Raw genomic sequence first — 19,545 nt, forward strand, 5'->3', positions numbered from 1 at the left:
CTTCATGGTTACGCCGACAATACAATTGAGTGCTCGTGAGCAAGTAGAACAAGCTCGCCAAGCTCGCGACGAAGCCCGTGGCTACCGCATTAACATGAAGTACTTGTCCATCGCCTTCGTCAGCGAGGGACTGGTGATCATTCTTTCCCTGCTTGGAGCCGTCCTGTTCGCCATTCAGTATGGCCATCAGGACTGGATTCTCATGGGCTTTATGTTCCTAGCCCCCATTGGCTACGCGGTCGTCGAACTGACCCGTGTGCCTCTGGCGATCCTCGTCAGGACCCAGCCTAACTACCTTTTAAAGCTGCTGTTCTTCGTTGGCATCCTCTGCGCCAGCGCCGTGACGACCAAGAGCCTGTCGCAGTTGGGTGAGATGATGTTTCGGCCCCGTATGATGGATGTGAACAAGGCTCGCCATGACTTCGAAGAGGCCAAGGGCAAGCGTGATGCATTCCAGGGCGAGTATGCCGCCCGTAAGGCTGTGCTCGATCAGGCCAACGCATCGCTGACCTCGGCCAATGAGTTGTCGTCCAAGCAGGTCGATGCACTCAAAGAGACGGGCAAGCCCCAGATGTGCCCGATAACTTATACCTACCGGGATCGCAACGGTAAGACCCAGCGCGGTACCCGCACTGCCCCCTGCCCTGAGTCCGCTGCCTCCAAGGAAATCCGCGCGACGATGACCGATCAGCGCGGAACGGTGACGGCAGCCCGCGAGAAGGTGGATGAAGCCAATAAGGCTCTGCGCACTCTCGGTACGGCTGAAGAGGTCGAGGCCAATGTGGTTGCAACCAGAAAGGTCTATGACGACGCCATCGCCCACTCCCAGCTTCATGCCTTCACCGGCATGTTCTTCGCCAAGGACCCGGCGCAGGTCACGGAAGGCGAGCTTTCGAACTTCCTGCGCCTCTTCGTCTTCATCCCGGCGATCTGCGCCTCGCTGGCCTCGACGCTGCTGGCGATGGGATCGGTCACCCGGATCAAGCCGAAGAAGTTCAAAGCGGTTGCGAGCCAGAAGGTCGTTCCGGTTGAGGGTGGCCGGTATGTCCTCGATCCATTCCATAAGACAGTAGTGGAGAAGGCCATCGATACCGTAGTTGATGGCATGAAGAAGCCCGAGACCTCGCCTCAAGCGACCCCGAGTCTCAAAGTCGCGTGAGGACCACCATGTCGGATGCTCCAAACTACATTTTCGAAGGCACTTCTGAGCAGAAGGCCTATGCTGCGGAACAGGTGCACAACCGCCTTCGCGCCGAAACCCGGCTCACCACCGGCAAGGCCGCTCTGTGGTGGCTTGGTGGCGCAGGTCTCTTCCTGGCCCTCTTAGGTATCGGAATCGGGGCTGGTCTCTGGGGCTATTCGAAGGTGGCCGACGTGACCAATACGGCGGAGCATTTGGCCGATACCCTCAAGACGGTCCTGGAGAGGGTGAATGTCCAGACGACCGGCGAGGTCAAATTGGCCGATGGGGGCACCGTGAAATTGGACGCCGATGGAGAAACGGTTGGCGTCCAGCCGGGCGGCACGGTGCGTGTCGAGGGTGGCACCGTGAAGGTGGATGGTAGTTTGGGGCGGAGCAGCGCCCTAACCTCGCCGAGCGCATCCGCATCTCCCATTCTGTCGGCTCCGTCTACGGCTCAGATGCAGGCGGCCGCGCCCTACGCGCAGGATAAGGACGGCAGGCTCGTGGTCGAGTTCACTCGCTTTGCCAACCGGCCCTTCGCCGATGGGAAGGTGACGACGGGCTGGAAATACCACGACAACACCGAGGAGCGGCCCTACTCCCAGTATTGTTACTACCGGCCTGCGGGGGCGTTCTCTGACACGATCATCGATCTGGCCGAGGACGGAAAACTGATCCCGAATAGCAGTTCCCCGACCATCGACCGCTACGCGGCGGCCCAGGAATGCCGCTGGTTTGACGGCTCCTCGACCCGGACCACGGCGATCACGCCGGGCGAGGACCAGCTTCTGCCCGCGCCTTCCGCTCCGGCCACCCCGCAGCCATTCGCTCCCTCGACCATGGCCAAGCCCCCGGCAGGAGCGAGCTACTCTGACTGGCAGAACTGGTGCCGGGCGACCTATCCGGCCACGATCCAGGAATGGTGCCTGAAGGAATTCGCGCCCAAAACCCTGCGGGCCGAACAGGCTCCGCAGTCGCAATCGCAACCGAAGCAAGCCGTGCCGGTGGTCAACGAGCGCCTGCGGATGGACCCGGTCCAGCGCAAGGTCCTTTGACCCCGCACCATGCAACAATGCCGATGGTGATTGGAAGGAACTTGAACATGTCAGTTTGGAAATCCTTCTGGGCAGAATATGACTTCCCTATGCAGAAGGTGCGGGTCGTGAAGAGCGTGTTCGCTACCGCCATTACCGCTGCTTTGCTGACATTCCCAGCCCTCGCGCAGACGAGCAGAGATCGACCCTATTTTCATGACGCCGCGCTCGACTGGAAAGAACTCGATCCCTACCAGCGGGTTCGTCTTCAGGTCTATTTGACGGCAGATGGTTATTGGAGCGGTGTGCCGAACCAAGACTTTGGTAACCGGCTGTACGATGCCATGGCAAAATTCCAGAGCGACCATGGTTTTCCCGTCGCCGGTATACTGACTGACGAACAGGTCGGCGTCCTGATGAAGGAGGCTGAGCCGATCCTGCGTATGTGGGGACTGCAAGAGGTCCAGCATCCCGACCGAGGCGTCCCGATCTGGGTTCCGATGGGTCTAGGCCTGTCCCAGAACCGCATCCGGGAAGGCTATGAGTTCAACGATCCGCTCAAGCGGGTCTTCCTAGCCTACAAATACCTGCCCGATGTCGGCCTCCAGCAGGTCTACGATTACCTGCTGAAACAGGCTGCCGCCGAAGGCGAGACGGTTCAGTACAAGGTTCTGCGCAAGGACTTCTTTGTGGTGGCTGTCTTTAAGAACGGCATCACCCGCTACATGCGCTATCATGAGGACCGGAATGGGATGCTCGGCTTCATCTTTGCTTGGAACGAAGACGGCGCGAAAATCTACGGCGACCGTATTGTAACCCTCGTGTCCTCGTCCTTATGGGCAGTGGCCAACGGCTCCCCATTCGTCACGCCGCCCAAGATCGTTCAGGAAGCGGCTAATCCTCCAACCCAGCGTATCCAGCCGCCGACCCATGTGCCCAAGGAAGACAAGGACGGGGAAGGCATCAAATCTGGCACAGGCTTCTTCGTCACGAACACTGGCTTCATCCTCACCAACAACCACGTGATCAAGGGCTGCTCCAACGTGGCAGTGGGTTCCGACGACTACCAACCGACTCCGGCCAGGATTGTTGGAACCGATCCGACCAATGACCTAGCCCTGCTTCAGGCCGACATCGTCCCCGGCACTATCGCAGCTTTACGGTTAAATACCCGTCTTGGTGAATCGGTAGCCGTGTTCGGCTATCCCCTGTCGGAAGTCCTCGCCAGTTCAGGCAACTTCACACAAGGTAGCGTCACAGCCTTAGCCGGTCTACGGGACGATACCCGTCACCTTCAAATCCAGGCCCCTGTCCAGAGCGGCAACAGTGGTGGTCCGCTGCTCGACGCAAGTGGAAATGTGATCGGAGTTGTGGTGGCCATGATGGATGCCAAGCGCATGCTCGAAGTGACTGACACCCTGCCTCAGAACATCAACTTCGCGATTAAGACGAGCGTGGCGGCGAATTTCCTCGAAAGTAAAGGGGTCCAGTATGCTGTGGCGTCCTCTAACACGAATCCCATGAAGCCGGAGGATATCGCAGAGCGGGCAAAGAAGGTCAGTGTGATGGTGGTCTGCAAATAGGAAACTAGCCTATGTACATCCGTAAGCACGAAAACGGGTCATTCGTCGCCGAACTCGGCTGGTCCGATCCCCTCGTGACCTTCCCCTCCTCCATCGACTACGACCGCGTCATTCTTCATCCCAAGGTCCGGTCCTGGTTGAAGGAGAACACGCCTCTGTCCCAAGTGCGGGAAGGCGAGAAGGAAGTGGCGATTGCCTTCGTGAACGAAGAAGACGCCTGGGCTTTCGACAGCCGTTGGGGCCAGATCAGACAGGTTGCCGCAGAGTAATCTGCGGCCCTACCCCTCAATCCGTGGAGAAAACATGTTCAAGTATATAGCTGCTGGTGCCCTGTCCCTGTTCCTATTTGCGTCTGTGCCTGCCTTGGCACAGACCACGCTCCGCGTCATGGGAGTTCGCAAGAACGATGTTCTCAACATTCGGGAGTTCCCGACGAACCAGAGCCGGATTGTCGGCGTGATCCCACCCGACGGTACCGGCATTGCGAAAACTGGTGAACGAGAAGGCAACTGGGTTTTCGTTCAATACAATGGTGTTGAAGGGTGGGCTTATACGGCATTCCTATCGCGCGAGGTCCGGCGCGGCGGGCCTATGTCTGAGTAGGTGGCTGCTCTCGCGACCAAGGGAACCAGCCAACTTGATCTGTCGCTTTTCAGCATGAACAGGCTGGAGGATGCTTGCTCCACCGCTAGTGTCCCGGAAACCGCATAGCTCTACTAGAAATGACGTTTTCGATCCCGTACCAGGACTAATCGCCTTTCCGGCGCGCATCGATGATCGTAATCAGGTCTGACCGGTACTTCTCCCTAAGCTGACTGATCACAGTCCCTGCCGATTTTCGACCGACTTTCCCTACCAGAAAACGCCGCAATCTTCCTTCCTCCGTCCGACATTTCCGGAGGGCATTTCCGACAACTGCCACTGAGGATTGCCTGGATTCGATCCGTGGTTTCACATATGCGGCGGCGCAGGCCTGCCAGAGATCATTGAGTGGAGCCGCACCCTTGATCGCAGCAAGCAGGTCGAACTCGTCGGCAAGCGTAGGTCGTAAAGGTCCAAGGACGGTCAAAAGGAAGACAGCGGCTACAAGATTCCGATTGAGCCGGAGAGGCCGCTTCTGCCGTCGCCACAGAAACATGGCCTGCCGCACAGACGGCATTGTCCTGTAAGCCATGACGCTCCCTCCGGCATGGGGATCATCGTCTGGCGAGGAACTTAAAGAACCGTTGCTTCGCCTACGCCAGTAGAGAGCTACTATTCGTCATACGATAGGCTCGCGCGGTAGGGCTCAGACGGCGAGGTTTTGATCAGAACTGTGGCAGGCCTTATGCAGACGAAGGCTACGATCTTGCTGATCAGGAAGAACGTAACAAATGAAGCGGGCTATCTCAGAGTCGCCCGTTCTTGTTTTAGAGATCGTAAAAACCCCAGAGCGATCTGGGGCTTTTGTCTTTAACTGAGGCCCATCTCGTCAAATGATGACGAAATCTTTGTTCGTCAGTGCGAGGTTTTTGCTAATCGTCGCGAATGCCACGGACGCTCCCTTCCCCGATCCATCCGCGTCATAGTAGAGAACGCCGCTGTCTTTGTCGTAGATGATCCGGTCGTCCTTATCGTGAGCCTTGCCGGTATTATTGGTCCAGAAGGCCGACGATTTCAGGGTGCCGTTGGAGCCCACCTTCGTGAAGACGGCGTGGTCCAGGCGGATCGTGTCATCCACAACCTTGAAGTCCAGGATGGCATCCTTGTTCGTGCTCTTATGTGGCATGGTGTCGAACACGAAGGTATCTTTGCCTGCGCCGCCGTAAAGCTTGTCGTTGCCAGTACCGCCATAAAGGAAGTCGTTGCCTGCGCCGCCCTTCAAAACGTCGTTTCCAGCGTAACCCTTGAGATGGTCCGCACCACCCGTGCCGGAGAGGCTGTCGTGCCCGGCGTAGGTATCTTCCGGAGAAGGCGGGGTCGGAGGCAGCAGGACGACCGGCGGCGTGACGGCAGGAAGCAACGCAGAGATATCGAACACGCCGTTCGAGAAGCTCACCAATTCAGCGTTATAGACTGTGTCGGAACCGAACGTCCCAGTCAGATCGGTGATCTGGATCGACCCGTCATAGTTCCTTGAGAAAACAAAGTTATAGCTGAGCCCATTGTAATAGATCAGGTCGGTGCCCACGCCAGCATTGATGTAGTCGTTTCCTGCGTCGCCGTTAATCTCGTCGTTCCCGGCGTAGGTGAATACATAATCGTTGCCATTTCCGGCAAACACATAGTCGGCGTAATCATTGCCGTCGATAGAATCACTCTCGGCCATGACTACATCATAGGAAACGTTAAGGCCGATCACTGCTGACGACGAGCCAACAAGGTTGAGGTTCTTACCCTCGAAAAGGGTGACACCGTTCTTGCCTGCGCGGATCATATCGACCGCGAAATAGTCCGGGCCGAGTTGCTTGTAATGGATATCGTACTGATTGATGACTGGATTGAAGTTCATCCCGAACAGGGCGGTACCGTAGCTTGTGATCTGATCATAGTGATCGTCGATCCAGAACGAGCTTTCACCCTGGTATGAAAGGCCGAAGGCCGCGTAACGCATATCCAGGCCCTGGCCTGCGAGATTTGAGATAGAAAAGTTCGCCACATTTATTGTCCTTGGACATCCATGAGCCCGACGCGGGCATAACTAAACGCAGTTATTCGGCAACAGATTCAGTCAGCAACTTTGGTCGCAGGATGGTGCCGGGTAGAGGCCTAATGGCAAGAATGAATGATCCGGATTGTGGAGCCCACTTCCTGGAGTTAGGTAATTCAAACGTTCGGGCTGACTACTGGGGCATTCTTGCGAAATGCGAGTGAGACCTATGAAGGAGCGTCCTGTGAGTGGAAGAGCCACCTGGATTTCCAGGTGGCTCTGTTTGAGTCAGATTACGAAGAAATCCTTGTACGTCATTTTAAGGTTCTTCGAGAGCGTTGCAATCTGCACCTGAGCCTGGGAGCCTGTGCCGTCAGCGTCGTAGTACACTGCTCCAGTCTTCTTGTTGTAGATCAGGTGATCATCCTTATCGTGAGCCTTGGTACCCACATAGAAGTAGCCGCTCTTAAGCGCTCCAGGCTTTGTTGCTGAGCCCTTCCCAATCGCCTTGAAGATGGAGTTCTCCAAGTAGATTGAGTCGTCCTTCACATTAAAGTCCGTGATCTTATCGATGTTGGACGACTTGTTTGGTTTGGTATCGAAGAAGAAGACATCTTTACCAGCGCCGCCGGTCAGGGTGTCCTTACCGGTTCCGCCGAAGAGCCAGTCATCTCCGCCGCCGCCAATGATTGAGTCATTGCCGCCCATGCCACGGATTGAATCATTACCATCAGTGCCGGTGATACGATCATTGGCTGGTGTCGTATCTCCCTGAATCGCTGGAGTCACTGTCACCGTTACAGTCGGTCCTTGAGGACCTTGCGGCCCGGTCGGTCCCTGAGGTCCAGTTGGTCCTTGAGGTCCTGGGTCGCCCTTTGGCCCCTGAGGGAACGTGATCTGGCCCTCAGGCATCTTCAGAAGGTCTGCTACGCTCAGCAGGCCATCGCTGAAGTGAATACCTTCAACCCCGATGATCGTTTCAGTGCCGAGGTTGCCGTCAAACATCCATGTATCGGTCAGTGTGACAGAGCCATCAGCGTTCACCTTGAAGGAGAAATCCGTCCGTGCACCGCTGATGTCGAGATAGTCGTAGCCATCACCACCATTGACGGAGTCGTTGCCACTACCGCTGACAATGGTGTCATTTCCGGCTCCGCCGTTCAGCGTGTCATCTCCAGCATCGCCAAAAATTGCGTCGCTACCTTCGCCACCACCGACCAAATCGTTGCCGTTGCCGCCGAACAGCCAGTCGTTGTCGTCACCGCCATCAATGGTGTCCCTGCCGTCATAGCCGCTGATGGTATCAGCGCCAAGTTCACCCTTCAGGATGTTGAAGCCGCCGTTGCCCTCGACCACGTTTGCGAGTTCGTTGCCGGTTCCGTTGCTGCCGGTTTCAAGGGATAGGTTCTCGAAATTGGCTCCCAAGGTATAGCTCGTGGTGAACGATACCACCCTGTCAAATCCACCGCCATTACCCTCGATTACAACGTCTCCTTCGCTGACGATGTAGGTGTCATCGCCGCCGCCCCCCGACAAGGTGTCAGACCCATCGTCACCGTTGCCACCACTGAGGGTGTCATTACCGTCACCCGTTGAGATGGAATTGTTGCTGGCATTGCCCGTGATCTCGACGCTGCCCATCTCCGCCCAAACGGCATTCTCAACATTGTCTGCGAGAACGAACCAGCCACCGCCATGATATTCGGCGGTGTCCGTGCCACCATTGACGGATTCTTCAATCATAACCTCGCTGTTGCCATCAATGACGTAGTAGTCGTCACCAAGCCCACCAGAAAGTTGATCCCAACCGCCGCCACCGTAGATGGTATCGTCGCCATTGCCACCAACGATGGTGTTATCGTTCTCGTTTCCGTAACCGACGAAGTTACCCGTACCAGAGAATACAAGGGTTTCGAAGTCGTTGCCGAGGGTGTATTCGTTCAGAGTCGTGACAATCGTATCGTTGCCGCCGCTGCCGAAATCTTGCACGACATCGTCGGTGCTGTTCACGTGATAGGTGTCGGAACCATTGCCACCAATCAGCGTGTCAGCGCCATCACCACCATCGAGCGTTGCCTCCGAATAGTATCCTGACTGATCGCCAACGGCGATCTTGATCACGTTGTTGAGACCGTTGCCGACAAGAGAGTAGCTGCCACCTGATGGATAAACCATCAGGTTCTCGACGTTGTCAGTGAGGACATAGGTGTTTACCGGGTTTGGATTGGATGGGTTGTAGTAATTGGTCTGGCGATAGATGACGGTGTCATTGCCACCATCGGCACCCTCAACAACCACATCACCCTTGCCGATCACGTAGGTGTCGTTGCCAGCGCCGCCTTCGAGCCGGTCACCCTCGTCCTGATCGTAGAAGCTTTCCGGCATAGACTGGCTGGCGGGAGTGTACGTCCCTCCGAAGAGAAGATCATCGCCATTGCCACCGATCAGTGTGTCGCCGCCACCGACGACGCCGGGAGACATGGCGTTACCACCCTGAAGAGTGTCGTTGCCATCACCGCCCGTGATGCTGTTATTCAAATCATTGCCGGTGCCGTTGAAGTTCCCGCTACCGGAGTATTCAAGATTTTCCAGCGTTGTCGGACCCGGCATTTGTGTCGGGCTCGGCGGATAATACCCACTCCATGGTAGGGTATAGGTGCTCAGCGATGTTCGGACCGTATCGTTTCCGCCTGCATCGGCAATCGCTACATTCTGATGATCGACAACAAAGAGGGTGTCCCCTGCGCCTCCGACCAAAGTATCGCCACCGGCAGTGCTGGTTTGCGTATCCTGATATGTCATTTAGTCCCCCAAAGCAACAAAGTAACTAATAGGCACGTCTGTGCGACGGCCAAGCTCGTTAAAACGTGGTCCTCGTCAAAGCCACTACCGTTTGAGGTCAACAAGGTTCGGTTATCATTCTTTTGGCGGGCGCTTTACTGTGTAATTACGCAGGCACCCCGTCCGCACGGAGGTTGGGGCGGACACAGTCTGAAGATCGAACCCTCGTTATACGGGTAGTACTCTTTTATACTTTTGGCTCGAATGCTTGAACGCGGTGATATTCGAACGCGCCCGCGTTTGACTGTACAATATACAGGCCCCTTTCATCTGACTTGTGAAAGGAAGACAAAATCTTGTGATAAGAAGACAAATCTTTGAGTTTTTGAGTAATTGTCCACGCCCCTTTCCGAATTGAGGTTCGGGCGGAAACAGTCTGAAGGATTGTCTTGACCGCGTTGGTTCCCGAGCCGAGACGAGCCGTGTCAACGACCCTGCCTATGTCCGCTCCCCCCTTGGCAGCCCACAAGGCCCGATAACCGTTGGTCACCTTGCGCTGAATGACGGCGGGTCTGAGCGCGCGTTCGCAGGCGTTGTTCGTCGCGTCAACCATGCCGGGCCTATAGGCGAAGTCAAAAGCTGATCGCGGGCTCACCGGAACTTGTTCTGAGGTCGCGGGCCAGATCGCAGGCTGTCGGCGCGGCCAGGATCGCCTCCAGACTGCGCTTCAGAGCGTGGCGCTTGTGGGCAAGGGTCGAGGCGGCAAGCGTTACGACCTCATCCGCCAGGGCAAAGGCCCGGTGCAGCCACAGCTTGAGACGCAATGGAAGGACATCCGCGCTGGCCTCACATTCGCGGCGGCGCGGGCTTGCCAGCGGTCGTTAAGGGGAGCGGCTCCCTTCAGAGTAGCACGAGGATCGAACTCGTCGGCGACGGCAGGCAGTGGAAGACCGAGAAAGACAATCAGAAGACCAGAGGCGACTGCGAGACTCACCGCTAGTCGTGGATTTTTGTTCCGCCGTAGCCACCGGTATCCAACCCGTCGCCCAATCAGTACGGCCCTGTCAGCCATGATTTCCCCCGAGATGGAGGTCATCGTCAGGTACGTGGCTGAAAGAACTATTGCTTAATCCACACTGATCGGGAGCTACTATCCGGATGACACCTGCTGCGCCCCATACATCAGAACGCTGCGATGCGGCGGCGCTGCGGAGGTAAAAACTTAACTTCAGGCTGGCAGTGTTGTTCGAACCAGCGGCGTGAAGGGCGCAGGAGACCTCAGCACAGTGGGTGGACATGTCATAGTCCTAGTCGTCGCATATTTCATGACGATCAATGTCGTGGCGTTCACCGCATTCGCATGGGACAAACACCGCGCCAGGACTAACCGCTGGCGGATACAGGAGAGCACCCTTCTCACCATCGCAGCAATTGGCGGGATTGTTGGTGCCATTACCACTCAGCACTGGATGCGACACAAGACCCGCAAGGAACCCTTTCGTACGAATCTTTACATGATCGCAGGTGCCCATTTGGCGATCCTTGTCATGATGCTCATCCCCGCCGTCCGGGGCGCTATCCTGTCGGCTATCTCCTGAGACGTACATTCTTCAGAGGCTTTCCTACCTGCTAAGTCACAAGCCGATGCGTGTCGATCTCAGGGACCAGAAACATCTATGGGGAAGTTGTGGGCGCGACCGGATTGTCAACCTGAACTGGCAGTTGATTTTCGCGCCGAAAACGGTCTTGGAGTTCGCGGTTGTCCACGAACTCTGCCATCTCCGGCATCGTAATCATGACCTAGAGTTCTGGAACTCGGACGGCGCGATCCTGCCGGACTGAGAGAGTCGAAAAACATGGCTGGACAGGCACGAGAACTTCCTAGTACTGCAAAGAGTTGATGCAGCTTAGACCTTCTTCCACTCACACGGTCGGCGTCCCACAACTTCGGCCAGATCGGCAATTGCATATCTCTGGAGAAGCACACTAATGAGCCCTGAAAGCAACCAATTATCGTTTAGCCCCGAATACGAGGCTGCCGTACATGATCTCGTTGACAAGCTGGTTGACGAGCTAACGCTCTACCAAGACACCCCGTTATCGCGAACAGTGGAGATTGCAGAGCAAACGGAAACATCGCTTGTAGTTATATGCGAAAGCAAAATGCTTCTGGATGGCAGCGATGATCTTCCTGCAATAGGGTTGAAGAGCGAGGTTCATATAGAGACATGGACAATACGTCTTACGTGGCCCTCTCGCGACAAATGTGAGGGGTTGTCTCAGGATTTTGAATGGGAGATGGTTCAGCAGGAGGACGGTGGGGTCACCTGGGACGATCCCGCAATCTCAGATGACCTCGTTCAAGAAGCCATCGAAAGGCTTTGGAAGCCGGAGGTTGCTGACAATCTGATTGAGTGGTTTGGCGATAGCTCCAAGGTTTCATTGGACCTCTATCCCGCTCGGCTACGCCCCTTTCTTCGATCCTGCCTGGAGAAGGATGGAGGGACTGGTGCGACGGACGCCTAGCCGCCGTCGCCTCTCGTCACCGCAAGCAGGTCCGGCTCCATCCTCCTGGCCCGCTGGCGAAGTAGAATAGCAACCCTCCGATGATGGCAAGGCCCTGGAAGAAATCCACATTCTGCCGGGGGCGGAAGATCAATACTACCGCTGATTGGCCGTAGGTCATCCAAAGGGTCAACGCGGTAAATCCGATCAGAACCACGGCCGTCCGGCGCGGCCACAGGCCAACGATCAGAGCTAGGGGGCCGAGAACCTCCACCGCCACCAGCAGCCCGGCAACGACTTCTGGATACGGCAGGCCCTTGGCCGCGAGTGAGGACGCGAAGGCCGAAAAGGTCATAAGTTTGTTGAAGCCGGAGGGCAGGAAAAGGGCCGCGACAAGCAGGTGAGAACGGCGGTGCAAAATTTGACCACGGTAGCGGCGGGATAGACCCGCTGCGGGCGGCGCAAAAGTCGTCCACCTATTCCCTTTCTGCCGGTTGCAGGGAGGGCTGGGGGATTTTCACCGTGGAACTTTACCGGAAGGTTCGGCTGGCGTGCTCTGAAGGCATGAGCCAGCGCGAGGCGGCGAAGCATTTCAACATATCGCGCGACAGCGTTCGCAAGATGATGGCCTATGCGGAGCCGCCCGGCTATCGGCGTCATGCTCCTGTCCGGCGCCCGAAGCTGGAAACGTTCGTCCCGATCATCGATGCCTGGCTGGAGGGCGATCGGTCGGTTCACCGCAAGCAACGCCATACGGCGAAGCGGGTGTTTGACCGGCTCCGGGAGGAGCATGGGTTCACCGGCGGCTATACGACGATCAAAGACTACATCCGCGAGCGCGAGCGGCGATGCCAGGAGATGTTTGTGCCGCTGTCGCACCCACCCGGCCATGCGCAGGCCGACTTCGGGGAGGCGGTGGTCGTGATCGGCGGGGTGGAGCAGAAAGCGCATTTCTTCGTGCTTGATCTTCCGCACAGCGATGCGTGTTTCGTCCGGGCCTATCCCGCGGCTGTGTCTGAGGCCTGGGTGGACGGCCACATCCAGGCCTTTGCCTTCTTCGGTGCGGTGCCGCAGTCGGTGCTCTATGACAATGACCGCTGCCTGGTGGCAAAGATCCTGCCGGACGGGACGCGCAAGCGGGCGGCGTTGTTCAGTGGTTTCCTGTCGCACTACGTGATCCGGGATCGCTACGGTCGTCCGGGCAAGGGGAACGACAAAGGGAATGTGGAGGGCCTCGTCGGTTATTCCCGTCGCAACTTCATGGTGCCAATCCCGAACTTCCCGAGCTGGGAGACCTTCAACACCTGGCTGGAGGGGCAATGCCGCAAGCGGCAGGATGACAAGCTGCGGGGGCCGGCCGAGACGATCGGCCAGCGCCTGCAGCGGGATACCGCGGCCATGCGTCCCCTGCCGGCCTCGCCATTTGAGGCCTGCGATCAGGCCAGCGGGCGCGTCTCATCGCAGTCGCTCGTGCGCTACAAGACCAACGACTACTCGGTGCCCGTGGCCTGGGGCCATCAGGATGTCTGGATCCGGGGCTATGTCGACGAGGTGGTGATCGGCTGCCGCAGCGAGGTCATTGCGCGCCATCCCCGCAGCTACGAGCGGGAAGAGGTGATCTTTAATCCGCTACATTACCTCCCGTTGATCGAGAACAAGATCAACGCACTCGATCAGGCCGCTCCTTTGCAGGGATGGGACCTGCCCGAGGAGTTCGCGACCTTGCGCGGCTTGATGGAAGTCCGCATGAACAAGCAGGGCCGGCGCGAATATGTGCAGGTGCTGCGGCTGCTGGAACTCTTCAATCTCCCGGATCTCCATGCTGCGGTGAAGCAGGCCCTGCAGATGGGGGCGATCGGCTTCGATGCGGTCAAGCATCTGGTCCTGTGCCGGGTGGAGCGCAGACCGCCGCGGCTGGACCTCGATGTTTACCCCTATCTGCCGAAAGCCAGGGTCGAGAAGACATCGGCGGCGGCCTATATGTGCCTGATCTCGGAGGATGCCGCATGAGCGCTGAAGCTCCCGAGATTTTGCTCGCCCACCACCTCAAGGCGCTCAAACTGCCCACATTCCTGCGCGAGCACCAGAAGCTGGCCCGCCAATGCGCCACCGAGGGGCTTGACCATGTCCGCTTCTTGGCCCGGCTCGTGGAGATGGAGCTGATCGACCGCGAGCGGCGGATGGTCGAGCGGCGCATCAAGACCGCGAAGTTCCCGGCCGTCAAAAGCCTCGACAGCTTCGACTTCGCCGCCATCCCGAGACTGAACAAGATGCAGGTCCTAGAGCTGGCGCGTGGCGAGTGGATCGAGCGGCGCGAGAATGTCATTGCCCTCGGCCCCTCCGGCACCGGCAAGACCCATATCGCCCTGGGGCTCGGGCTGGCCGCCTGCCAAAGGGGACTGTCCGTCGGCTTCACCACAGCCTCTGCCCTGGTCAGCGAGATGATGGAGGCCCGTGACGAGCGCCGCCTGCTTCGTCTCCAGAGGCAGATGGCCGGATACAAGCTGCTGATCATCGACGAACTGGGCTTCGTGCCCCTCTCGAAGACCGGGGCGGAGCTGCTGTTCGAGCTGATCTCGCGACGCTACGAACGCGGCGCCACCCTCATAACCAGCAATCTGCCCTTTGACGAATGGACCGAGACCCTTGGCTCAGAACGCCTTACGGGCGCACTTCTCGACCGACTGACCCACCATGTCAGCATCCTCGAGATGAACGGCGAGAGCTACCGTCTTGCTCATAGCCGATCGCGCAAACGGCAAACATCGTCCTGAAATCAACCCGATGACAATTGGCCCAGGGGGCCAATGCGCCATGGCACGCGCCAGCTATGTGGTCAGCGCGCCCGCCACTGGCCCAGTTTTGCGCCGCCCCGTGGTCGACTTTTGAACCGCCGTTGACACGAAAATCTGCGAAGATGAGCCCGAGGGCTCTCCAGGCGCACTTGGATAGGCTCAACGCCGATCTCCCGGATCACTGCTCGGCGTGGGCCTCAAGGCATGGCAAGCCAATGGTGTACTTCCGGAAGAAGGGGGTCACAGGCACCAAGCCCTTTCGTATGTTCTCAGATTTGTACACCGAGCGGGCACAGTTCTTTGCCGATTATGCCACGTGTCTTGAAGGGCAGCCGCCGCCCAAGCACCGGGTCCAAGTTCAAAACAAGGTCCGACCAGAGGAAGAGCAGAAGCTCACAACTGAACACACTTTGCGCTGGCTCTGCGAGGACTACTTTGCGAACTGCACCGAGTGGAAAATGCTCAAGAAAGATGGCAAGCGGGCTCGCCGCCTTGTATTCGAGAGCATCTGGTGTGAGCCGATTAGCCCAGGTTCGAAGTTCACTTTTGGGGATTGCCCCCTAACAAGCTTCAATACCAAGTCGGTCGAAATTCTCCACAAGCGGGCTGCCAAATGGCAGAAGGTTGAAGATGGGAAGGGCGACCTGATCGAGAAGCCTCTCACGCCTGAGGCAGGCAACAGTCGCGTAAAGTACCTGCGTGGCCTCTTAGCATACGCCAAAGTCGCCTATCCTCATCTCGTGCCTACGAACTGGGCCAAGGACGTGCCCTACTACAGGGGCTCCAGCAAAGGGCTGCACACTTGGACATTGGACGAAATCGACCTTTTTCGGTCCGAATACGAAATCGGCACGAAGGAGCGGCTTGCGTTCGAAATCCTGTTCTACACAGGCCAACGCCGTGGCGATTTCGTGGACCTCGGCTGGCACAAACTGCGCAATGGTCTCCTGACAGTTGTCCAGGAAAAGAACCGGGGCACGGAAAAGGAGGCGACCGCCTATATTCCGATTCTGCCGCCGCTCCAAGCGGTGCTCGATGCCAGCAGGGCTAAAGGCGTCCTCGGAGGCACAGTCTGGTTCGTCCAGGAAAACGGCCAGCCGTATACGAAGGAGAGCTTCGGGAACTGGTTTCGGGACGTATGCGACAGGATTGGACTGACTGGGTGCTCAGCCCACGGGCTGCGTAAAGCCTGTGTGGTCCATCTGGTCAGTGAGGACTACACCCCGCACGACATCATGGCAGTCACTGGACACAGGACCCTGAAAGAGATCGACCGCTACTCCCGCGAGTACGCCCGCCAGCAACGTGCAGAAGCGGTCCTCGACAAATGGATCAAGAAGTACGAGCAGGCGGCCTGAGAATCGGGCCTAACGGAGAGCCGTCCCTTAAGGGGCGGCTTTCTCATTTTGAACGTCGCCGCTTTGATCTTCACGGTCGCCTCAGGAACGGATCATGACCGTTTTTGCCAAACCTTTCGAACCAGCGAGGCTAAAGGTTTGGCAGCAGATACTCTAAGTAGCTGTGAAAGCGAGGGAAATGAAAAGGAGTGGTGCCCAGGGGCGGAATAGCACTTACTAAAAAAGACAAGAACTTAGGTCAAGGTGCGAAAGACCAATTGTTCTATTATCACCCATTCGATCATCACTCTCTTTCGCACCGCCAGCCCCTCCCCTAACTGGCTCCCAAACCTTTATCTTCGCTGACCGGCAATTGTCACTCAGCTTCCCTTAAGCCGCCTTCCCTGATTGAGTTTCCTGCTCTTTAGGCAACCCATCCTGCCGATAACGGTTCAGGTCGCCTTCCAGGATGTCTCGGAGCCGGATCAGGGTGTCGCGGTGTCGGACCTCGGTCTTGGGCGAGCTTATCCTCTCGTCGATCAGCCTCAACAGCAAAAGAATGTCAGCTTCAGGCATGATCCAGCCGCGCGGACTCTGCCGCATGAATGACCTCCAGGTGATTCTGCCCGAGATTTGGAGGTCCGAGCTTGGCTGTGCAAGATACTGCGCCGCACCCTTACAAGTTGGTCCAGCACGTCCTGATTCCCGCACTTGGTCAGATTCCGGCGTATGTGGATGGGTGGTTCAGACCCGTCAGGAGCTAACGGGTCCCAGAGGGTGTGAACACTGAAGAGATCAACGAGGCGAGCGACGGAGAGGGAGCCGACACAGAACCTGTCGTGACCGGCTCGTTGGGACCGGTGCGAAGCTCCCGCAGCAGACCTTTGCGCTTGGCCGCGTAGTAGTAGCCTCCGGAGTACAAAGACACGGTGCGGTTCGGATTGCCCCCGGCCACCTTGTAGGCATTGGCCAGATATGGGACCGCATAGGCGAGATTGGTGTTCGCATCGAGGAGACCCGACGCGGGGCCGGTGTAGCCCATGGCTCGCGCCGTTCCATAGCGGATTTGCATCAGGCCGAGGTTGCCCCGGTTTGAAGCGCGGGAGTTGTAGCCGCTCTCGCGCTGAATAATCCGATGCACCAGGGCTTCAGGAATCCCGTTGGCTTGAGCATGCTGTGCCACAAGCGCGTCGAGAGAGGCACGGTCGGATGCAGCCGCCGGTAAGGCGCAGGCCAGCAGAGCGCAGCCGAGAATAAGACGAGAAATCATGAAAGCCCCTTGTTTGGGGACAATTCTCCGGTCAATCGTGGCAATAACGAGTCAGCTTGGCTGTAAGAGCACTCGTCGAGTGGTTCATGGTAAAGGCGCGGTAAACGCGCACAAGCAAGACCGCTCGGTCGGAAATCCGACAGACGCAGGATTGTTGTCCCGCTATGGCTATGTTCTTTCCCACTGCAAGGCAGGGCCAATAGGGTGTCCAATCCTGTGCCGCGTACCGCTCGTCCCGAAGGCGAACCGCTCTCTTCTCGTCGGAGTGGCTCCAATCCCAAGGCTTCGCTCCTGGCAGTCATTGACACCTTGATCGACATTGACGTGGCTTATGAGTGCGAGTGCAAAGCCGTCAGCCAAAGCTCCTTGGGCGCTCTGGCAAAGTCACAGAGCCTGAAGCGGCTGCGCGAGCAGCATCAGCAACGGCGACAGCCCCTTGTTCAGCAACTCGCTGCCCTGCACGAGCAGGCGTGACCTGAGGGGCTGAAGGTTCATGCCCCGGTATTTCTTCAATCTGCGCCGGGGTCATTTGTCAGCCTGTGATGCTCGCGGGGAGGACTGCGCCGACTCCACCGAAGCAATCCAATATGCTCTTCTGGCCGCTCTGAGCCTCATGAGCGAGAAACACGATCCTCACCGCTGGGCGGCTTGGTCCGTGGACATCCAGGACGAGGCACGGAATCAAGTGGCGACGGTGCCCTTTACTTTTGCCTTGCAGACCGGTTTGCGTCATGGCGACCCTCCCCACCTGGATGTGTGACACCCAATGCCGGTCGTGGCATCCACTTGTAGGACTTGAACGCTCCCCTCCTACCCTAATGCTTGTCTGCATCAGAACGTTGATCAGCCAGCCTCTTGATCTCGAACACCGCCGCCGTAACGAACGCCGAGGCTACGAGGAAGGTCACCACGGTGGTGAAGGTGCCGTCCTGTACTCCTGGGTTCATCCCAACCAGCGGGATCAGCAGCAACGCCGGAATGCCAAGCGTGATGGCGGCAAGAATGTAAACTGGATTGGTTGATTCCGCCGCCGTGGGTGCCTCATGCGCCCTGCGCGCTGATCTCTCTTGCGCCCATACCTTCACGCGCCCCGAGGCACCTCTCACCCGAACTGAGGCTTCCTGTAAGCGCGAGGTCCACACTCCCATAGCTGGCGATTTCATAAGGCAATCCTTTGGTTGTCAAACCACAGGAAACTGTCAGACAAGGTCACGCTTCGCAAGCAAATCAGCAGCCATACAACAAGGTAATCGTGATCACCGGATAGGTTGTCCCGTAAATGGCCAAGCTGCCGACGTATCAGGTGTCAGTAAGAGGTGAACGACCCATGCTGAGAAGGGCTCTGAAAGACGATATGAATGTTGGCATTAATTCCAGTGACGGCGAGAGCGCCTGAAGCATTGGAGCGTGAGCCTCGCGCTCACATAGCTCAACGTCACTAACACGAGGCATGCAGGTAAGGCATGTCAGCAGCCGCAAAAAGGAGCAGCCATGCCGCCCTTTTGAGCTTGCGTCTTGTGCGATGCGGCGTAATTATTGCAGTGCAACACGGCGATTGGCGTCGCCGCGTTGCAGCCCTTCTTGGGCGTTTCCTCCCTAAACTTCGGGCCGCTCGCAAGGGTGGCCTTTTTCTTTCTTAGGGTGCCCTGTCTTAGCCGAGCCTCTTCGAAGTTTGCAAGTAGATCGCCCTGAATAAATACGCGGTTTGCCACCAAAGTATGTTTTCCCGACTGCCGAGCTAACCTCTGGCCTTGCGTGACGCTGGAGTTCTTCCGAAGACGAACTCCGATGAACCCAGTTTTCCAACTCGTGAGAAGCTCTGAGCACCTATCGCATGAGCACCTTGAACGATCTGAAGCATCCTGGTGACCGCACCATCGGCTGGGTTCTCACGCAAGCTGCGAGGCTGCACCGCACTCACCTGAACACGAAGCTCGCCGGTCTGGGCCTGTTTGCTGGCCAGGAGCAGGTGCTTGAGGCTCTCGACAGCCATGGTGCTCTGACCATGAGCGAACTTGCCGTCATGCTGCGGGTGCGCGCTCCGACTGCTTCCAAGATGGTGACACGGCTTGCTGTGCTGGGCTTCGTTCAGCGCGATGTGGGTCGAAAGGATGCTCGCACGGTCAGGGTCAGGCTCACCCGGAAGGGCCGGATGGCTCTCACTCGCCTTCAGGGGCTGTGGGACGAGGTCGAGCGCGATCTGTTGAAAGACGTTAGCTCAGCCGAGCAGAAACAGTTGCAAGAGTTTCTCCTGCGAGCCGCGACGAACCTCTCATCAGCCCTTGAGAACAACGAGCAGGATGTCGGCTCTGGGCACGGCACAGCGGATCGACCAACGGCGCATCCCCACCAAGCCTCCAACAGCCCTGATGGGCTGGAGCAACCTATCCCGCGACCGCAGCGCTAATTCGAGAAGCGGCCTCCCTCG

General features: G+C 57.7%; 20 protein-coding genes and 1 pseudogene. 13 read left to right on the top strand and 8 right to left on the bottom strand.

The genetic code is table 11. From position 1 onward, the window contains the following. The first annotated feature begins 94 nt into the window (after positions 1-94). The 5 genes from BB934_RS02970 to BB934_RS02985 are packed head-to-tail and all read left to right on the top strand — an operon-like array spanning position 95 to position 4,403. The gene (locus BB934_RS02970; RefSeq protein WP_099508301.1) at positions 95-1,159 is read left to right on the top strand and encodes a hypothetical protein; all 1,065 of its coding nucleotides are present in this window, start codon (positions 95-97) and stop codon (positions 1,157-1,159) included. 8 nt (positions 1,160-1,167) lie between these two features. Next, on the top strand, positions 1,168-2,238 hold the full coding sequence (locus tag BB934_RS48375; RefSeq protein WP_162299137.1) for a hypothetical protein: 1,071 nt from the start codon (positions 1,168-1,170) through the stop codon (positions 2,236-2,238). Between the two features lie 47 nt (positions 2,239-2,285). Continuing rightward, entirely contained in the window at positions 2,286-3,800 is a 1,515-nt protein-coding gene (locus tag BB934_RS02975) for a serine protease (protein ID WP_237050159.1), read from the top strand. An 11-nt stretch (positions 3,801-3,811) separates the two neighbouring features. Then, positions 3,812-4,069, top strand: coding sequence for a hypothetical protein (locus BB934_RS02980; protein WP_099508303.1), 258 nt, complete (start codon positions 3,812-3,814; stop codon positions 4,067-4,069). A gap of 34 nt (positions 4,070-4,103) precedes the next feature. Beyond that, on the top strand, positions 4,104-4,403 hold the full coding sequence (locus BB934_RS02985) for an SH3 domain-containing protein (protein ID WP_099508304.1): 300 nt from the start codon (positions 4,104-4,106) through the stop codon (positions 4,401-4,403). Between the two features lie 868 nt (positions 4,404-5,271). On the opposite strand, the gene BB934_RS02995 is transcribed toward BB934_RS02985, so the two are convergent. From BB934_RS02995 to BB934_RS48940, 3 genes and pseudogenes are all read right to left on the bottom strand, one after another. After that, entirely contained in the window at positions 5,272-6,438 is a 1,167-nt protein-coding gene (locus BB934_RS02995) for a calcium-binding protein (protein ID WP_099508306.1), read from the bottom strand. Between the two features lie 279 nt (positions 6,439-6,717). Further along, positions 6,718-9,231, bottom strand: coding sequence for a hypothetical protein (locus tag BB934_RS46795; RefSeq protein ID WP_157933994.1), 2,514 nt, complete (start codon positions 9,229-9,231; stop codon positions 6,718-6,720). Positions 9,232-9,634: 403 nt separating this feature from the next. After that, positions 9,635-10,058, bottom strand: a pseudogene (locus tag BB934_RS48940) (IS66 family transposase); the annotation flags it as partial. Positions 10,059-10,535: 477 nt separating this feature from the next. On the opposite strand from BB934_RS48940, the gene BB934_RS03025 reads away from it, so the two are divergent. From BB934_RS03025 to BB934_RS03035, 3 genes are all read left to right on the top strand, one after another. Beyond that, positions 10,536-10,808, top strand: coding sequence for a DUF1294 domain-containing protein (locus BB934_RS03025; protein WP_157933995.1), 273 nt, complete (start codon positions 10,536-10,538; stop codon positions 10,806-10,808). Between the two features lie 46 nt (positions 10,809-10,854). Next, positions 10,855-11,052, top strand: a complete 198-nt coding sequence (locus BB934_RS03030) for a M48 metallopeptidase family protein (protein ID WP_099508313.1) — start codon at positions 10,855-10,857, stop codon at positions 11,050-11,052. A 147-nt stretch (positions 11,053-11,199) separates the two neighbouring features. Continuing rightward, positions 11,200-11,736, top strand: coding sequence for a hypothetical protein (locus BB934_RS03035; RefSeq protein WP_099508314.1), 537 nt, complete (start codon positions 11,200-11,202; stop codon positions 11,734-11,736). A gap of 16 nt (positions 11,737-11,752) precedes the next feature. Here the strand turns inward: BB934_RS03035 and BB934_RS03040 are convergent, their stop codons facing one another. Then, complete coding sequence (locus BB934_RS03040; protein WP_237050160.1) at positions 11,753-12,133, bottom strand: DoxX family protein; 381 nt, start codon at positions 12,131-12,133, stop codon at positions 11,753-11,755. Between the two features lie 104 nt (positions 12,134-12,237). On the opposite strand from BB934_RS03040, the gene istA reads away from it, so the two are divergent. The 3 genes from istA (at position 12,238) to BB934_RS03055 (ending at position 15,868) form a co-directional block, all read left to right on the top strand. Next, complete coding sequence (gene istA, locus BB934_RS03045) at positions 12,238-13,725, top strand: IS21 family transposase (RefSeq protein ID WP_157933989.1); 1,488 nt, start codon at positions 12,238-12,240, stop codon at positions 13,723-13,725. Continuing rightward, complete coding sequence (gene istB / locus BB934_RS03050; RefSeq protein WP_099508287.1) at positions 13,722-14,489, top strand: IS21-like element helper ATPase IstB; 768 nt, start codon at positions 13,722-13,724, stop codon at positions 14,487-14,489. The genes istA and istB overlap by 4 nt, the downstream gene beginning before the upstream one ends. A 170-nt stretch (positions 14,490-14,659) precedes the next feature. Further along, positions 14,660-15,868 (top strand): tyrosine-type recombinase/integrase, encoded by a 1,209-nt coding sequence (locus BB934_RS03055; protein WP_157933996.1) that lies wholly within the window; start codon positions 14,660-14,662, stop codon positions 15,866-15,868. Between the two features lie 369 nt (positions 15,869-16,237). Here BB934_RS03055 and BB934_RS03060 read toward each other — a convergent pair whose 3' ends face one another. Together BB934_RS03060 and BB934_RS03065 are read right to left on the bottom strand one after the other, a co-directional pair. After that, positions 16,238-16,450 (bottom strand): hypothetical protein, encoded by a 213-nt coding sequence (locus tag BB934_RS03060; RefSeq protein WP_099508317.1) that lies wholly within the window; start codon positions 16,448-16,450, stop codon positions 16,238-16,240. A 157-nt stretch (positions 16,451-16,607) separates the two neighbouring features. Then, positions 16,608-17,117, bottom strand: coding sequence for a lytic transglycosylase domain-containing protein (locus BB934_RS03065; protein WP_099508318.1), 510 nt, complete (start codon positions 17,115-17,117; stop codon positions 16,608-16,610). Positions 17,118-17,610: 493 nt separating this feature from the next. Here BB934_RS03065 and BB934_RS03070 point away from each other — a divergent pair, with 493 nt between their 5' ends. Then, the gene (locus tag BB934_RS03070) at positions 17,611-17,877 is read left to right on the top strand and encodes a DUF6894 family protein (protein WP_099508319.1); all 267 of its coding nucleotides are present in this window, start codon (positions 17,611-17,613) and stop codon (positions 17,875-17,877) included. Positions 17,878-17,932: 55 nt separating this feature from the next. On the opposite strand, the gene BB934_RS03075 is transcribed toward BB934_RS03070, so the two are convergent. Next, positions 17,933-18,280 (bottom strand): hypothetical protein, encoded by a 348-nt coding sequence (locus tag BB934_RS03075; RefSeq protein ID WP_157933997.1) that lies wholly within the window; start codon positions 18,278-18,280, stop codon positions 17,933-17,935. Positions 18,281-18,583: 303 nt separating this feature from the next. Continuing rightward, positions 18,584-18,829, bottom strand: coding sequence for a hypothetical protein (locus tag BB934_RS46800; RefSeq protein ID WP_157933998.1), 246 nt, complete (start codon positions 18,827-18,829; stop codon positions 18,584-18,586). A 122-nt stretch (positions 18,830-18,951) separates the two neighbouring features. Between BB934_RS46800 and BB934_RS03080 the strand changes: the two genes are divergently transcribed. Next, on the top strand, positions 18,952-19,524 hold the full coding sequence (locus tag BB934_RS03080; protein WP_099508321.1) for a MarR family winged helix-turn-helix transcriptional regulator: 573 nt from the start codon (positions 18,952-18,954) through the stop codon (positions 19,522-19,524). Positions 19,525-19,545: the final 21 nt, after the last annotated feature.

This window comes from Microvirga ossetica, assembly GCF_002741015.1.
Classification (GTDB): domain Bacteria; phylum Pseudomonadota; class Alphaproteobacteria; order Rhizobiales; family Beijerinckiaceae; genus Microvirga; species Microvirga ossetica.